Genomic DNA, 3,796 nt, shown 5'->3' with positions numbered 1-3,796 from the left:
GGTAACCGCAAGCATGAATGCTGCTATTTTCCGTTTCTTTTTTTACTTTAGCGCCTGACATTCGGGGGCTTTTGCGCATAAGAGAAGAAACGAAAAATCGCGCTAAAAGCCTCCCTCGTGGAGGCTTTTTTGTTTCTGGCGACACTTAATCGGATCAGCTGATCCCAACGAAAACTGACCAGCCCGGCTGGAAGAAGAGGAAATCATGTCCCAACTCGCAGACCTGGTGGCTCGTGCCACGGCCGCCATCGACGAGGCGGCGGATATCGCTGCTCTGGACGCCGTGCGCGTCGAATTTCTGGGTAAGAAAGGGCATCTGACGCTGCAAATGACCACCCTGCGTGAACTGCCAGCAGAAGAGCGCCCGGCAGCGGGTGCGGTCATCAACGATGCTAAACAGCAAGTGCAGGATCGCCTTACCGCGCGCAAAGATACGCTGGAAAACGCCGAGCTGAATGCGCGTCTGGCTGCGGAAACCATCGACGTGTCGCTGCCTGGTCGCCGCGTTGAGAATGGCGGCTTGCATCCGGTGACCCGCACTATCGACCGTATCGAAACCTTCTTCGGCGAACTGGGTTTCGCGGTAGTGACAGGTCCGGAAATTGAAGACGATTACCACAACTTCGATGCGCTAAACATTCCGGGCCATCACCCGGCACGTGCCGATCACGACACCTTCTGGTTCGATGCCACGCGTTTGCTGCGCACCCAAACCTCAGGCGTGCAGATTCGCACCATGAAAAACCAGCAGCCGCCGATCCGCATCATCGCGCCAGGCCGTGTTTATCGTAACGACTACGATCAGACGCACACGCCGATGTTCCATCAGATGGAAGGTTTAATTGTCGATAAGGACATCAGCTTTACCAATCTGAAAGGCACGCTGCACGATTTCCTGAACAACTTCTTCGAAGAGAATCTGCAAATTCGCTTCCGTCCTTCTTACTTCCCGTTCACCGAACCGTCCGCAGAAGTGGATGTGATGGGTAAAAACGGCAAGTGGCTGGAAGTGCTGGGTTGCGGCATGGTGCACCCGAACGTATTGCGCAATGTTGGCATCGATCCGGAAATTTATTCAGGCTTTGCGTTTGGCATGGGCATGGAGCGTCTCACCATGCTGCGCTACGGCGTGACCGATCTGCGCGCCTTCTTCGAAAATGATTTACGTTTCCTCAAACAATTTAAATAAGGGCAGGTTATCCAATGAAATTCAGTGAACTCTGGTTACGCGAATGGGTAAATCCAGCCCTTGACAGCGCTGCGCTGTCTGAGCAAATCACCATGGCCGGCCTTGAAGTAGACGGTGTAGATCCGGTTGCCGGCGCTTTCAACGGTGTTGTAGTAGGTGAAGTGGTTGAGTGCGGCCAGCATCCAAACGCCGACAAACTGCGCGTCACCAAAATCAACGTCGGTAGCGATCGTCTGTTGGACATCGTCTGCGGCGCGCCAAACTGCCGTCAGGGCCTGAAAGTCGCAGTGGCGACCGTTGGCGCTGTGCTACCGGGCGATTTCAAAATCAAAGCGGCAAAACTGCGTGGCGAACCCTCTGAAGGCATGCTGTGCTCCTTCTCTGAGCTGGGTATTTCCGACGATCACAGTGGCATTATCGAGCTGCCAGCCGATGCGCCCATTGGTACCGACATCCGCAGCTATCTGCAGCTGGATGACAACACCATTGAAATCAGCGTCACGCCAAACCGCGCCGATTGCCTGGGCATCATCGGGGTTGCGCGTGATGTAGCGGTACTGAACGGTTTGCCGCTGACGGCGCCTGCCATTGAGCCGGTAAAAGCCACCATCACCGACACTTTCCCGATTCGCGTCGATGCCACCGCCGCGTGCCCGCGCTATCTGGGCCGCGTGGTGAAAGGTATTAACGTCAAAGCCGCTACACCATTGTGGATGCGAGAAAAGCTGCGTCGCTGCGGTATTCGTTCAATCGATCCGGTGGTGGATATCACCAACTTTGTGCTGCTGGAGCTTGGCCAGCCGATGCACGCCTTTGATCTCGACCGTATCGACGGCGGCATCGTGGTGCGTATGGCAGAAGAGGGCGAAGCCCTGACGCTGCTGGATGGTACCGAAGCTAAACTCAGCAGCGACACGCTGGTGATCGCCGATCACCAGAAAGCGCTGGCGATGGGCGGCATCTTTGGTGGCGAGCATTCAGGTGTGAATGAAGAGACGCAGAACGTGCTGTTCGAATGCGCCTACTTTGATCCGCTGGCGATTACCGGCCGCGCACGCCGTCAAGGCTTGCATACTGACGCATCACATCGTTATGAGCGTGGCGTCGATCCGGCGCTGCAGCACAAAGCGATTGAACGCGCGACGCAGCTGCTGCTCGACATCTGTGGCGGCGAAGCGGGCCCGGTCATCGATCAAACTGACGCGAGCGCGCTGCCGCCACGCGCCACCATCACGTTGCGCCGTGAAAAGCTTGATCGCCTGATTGGTCACGTGATTGCTGACGATCAGGTTACTGACATCCTGACGCGTCTCGGTTGTGAAGTGACGGTCGGTGCAGGCGAGTGGCAAGCCGTGGCGCCAAGCTGGCGTTTCGATATGGCCATCGAAGAAGATCTGGTCGAAGAAGTGGCGCGCGTTTACGGCTACAACAATATTCCTGATGTGCCGGTGAAAGCCAGCCTGATCATGACGCAACATCGTGAAGCCGATCTGTCGCTGAAGCGTGCGAAAAATCTGCTGGTGGATAAGGGCTATCAGGAAGCGATTACGTACAGCTTCGTCGATCCAAAAATGCAGCAGTTGCTGCATCCGGGCGAAGAGGCGCTGATTTTGCCAAGCCCGATCTCCAGCGATATGTCGGCCATGCGCCTGTCGCTCTGGACCGGTTTACTGGGTGCGGTGGTGTACAACCAAAACCGTCAGCAGGGCCGCGTACGCCTGTTTGAGAGCGGTTTGCGCTTTGTTCCTGATACACAGGCCGATCTGGGTATCCGCCAGGATCTTATGCTGGCCGGCGTTTTAAGCGGTAATCGCTATGAAGAGCATTGGGATCTGGCGCGTCAGACGGTTGACTTCTATGATTTGAAAGGCGATTTAGAATCGCTGCTGGATTTGACCGGTAAACTTGATGAGATTTCCTTCCGTGCGGAAGCCAATCCGGCATTGCATCCAGGACAAAGCGCCGCAATTTATTTACGCGGCGAACGAATCGGATTTATCGGGGTGGTTCATCCAGAGCTGGAACGTAAGCTGGATCTTAACGGGCGCACCTTAGTGTTTGAACTGCTTTGGAATAAGGTCGCAGACCGCGTCCTGCCTGATGCGCGCGAGATTTCCCGCTTCCCGGCAAACCGTCGTGATATCGCCGTTGTCGTGGCTGAAAACGTGCCTGCAGCAGATATCATTGCGGAGTGTAAGAAAGTTGGCGTAAATCAGGTAGTTGGCGTAAACTTGTTTGACGTGTACCGTGGTAAGGGCGTGAACGAGGGTGAAAAGAGCCTTGCGATTAGCCTGATTTTGCAGGATACCAGCCGGACACTCGAAGAAGAGGAGATTGCCGCGACCGTTGCAAAATGCGTTGCGGCATTAAAAGAGCGATTCCAGGCAACCTTGAGGGATTGAACCTATGGCGCTTACAAAAGCTGAAATGTCAGAGTACCTGTTTGAAAAACTCGGGTTGAGCAAACGCGATGCCAAAGAGTTGGTAGAACTTTTTTTTGAAGAGGTTCGCCGCGCGTTGGAAAACGGAGAACAGGTAAAACTGTCCGGATTTGGTAATTTTGATCTGCGTGACAAAAACCAGCGTCCGGGCCGTAACCCGAAGACG

At 55.0% G+C, this 3,796-nt stretch carries 4 protein-coding genes and 1 other annotated feature; all 4 genes read left to right on the top strand.

Annotated features, from left to right (window positions below; all coding sequences use genetic code 11):
• Window positions 1–8 precede the first annotated feature (8 nt).
• Window positions 9–134: a sequence feature (Phe leader region), on the top strand.
• On the top strand, window positions 14–58 hold the full coding sequence (pheM, locus tag RTM06_RS05215; RefSeq protein WP_106120997.1) for a pheST operon leader peptide PheM: 45 nt from the start codon (window positions 14–16) through the stop codon (window positions 56–58). (Overlaps the previous feature by 45 nt.)
• Before the next feature lie 71 nt (window positions 135–205).
• Window positions 206–1,189 (top strand): phenylalanine--tRNA ligase subunit alpha, encoded by a 984-nt coding sequence (gene pheS / locus RTM06_RS05210; RefSeq protein ID WP_256696314.1) that lies wholly within the window; start codon window positions 206–208, stop codon window positions 1,187–1,189.
• A 14-nt stretch (window positions 1,190–1,203) separates the two neighbouring features.
• The gene (gene pheT / locus RTM06_RS05205; RefSeq protein ID WP_312180429.1) at window positions 1,204–3,591 is read left to right on the top strand and encodes a phenylalanine--tRNA ligase subunit beta; all 2,388 of its coding nucleotides are present in this window, start codon (window positions 1,204–1,206) and stop codon (window positions 3,589–3,591) included.
• Between the two features lie 4 nt (window positions 3,592–3,595).
• On the top strand, window positions 3,596–3,796 hold a 201-nt coding region (locus RTM06_RS05200; RefSeq protein ID WP_312180427.1), incomplete at its 3' end, for an integration host factor subunit alpha.

It is taken from the genome of Pantoea sp. CTOTU46764, assembly GCF_031974595.1.
In the GTDB taxonomy this organism is placed as follows: Bacteria; Pseudomonadota; Gammaproteobacteria; order Enterobacterales; family Enterobacteriaceae; genus Pantoea; species Pantoea trifolii.
This window is presented reverse-complemented; position numbering and strand designations above follow the sequence as displayed.

What these genes read in the sequence shown, in the direction of transcription:
- pheS (WP_256696314.1), top strand. Translation starts at nt 206, where the DNA reads ATGTCCCAACTCGCAGACCTGGTGGCTCGTGCCACGGCCGCCATCGAC.
- pheT (WP_312180429.1), top strand. Translation starts at nt 1,204, where the DNA reads ATGAAATTCAGTGAACTCTGGTTACGCGAATGGGTAAATCCAGCCCTT.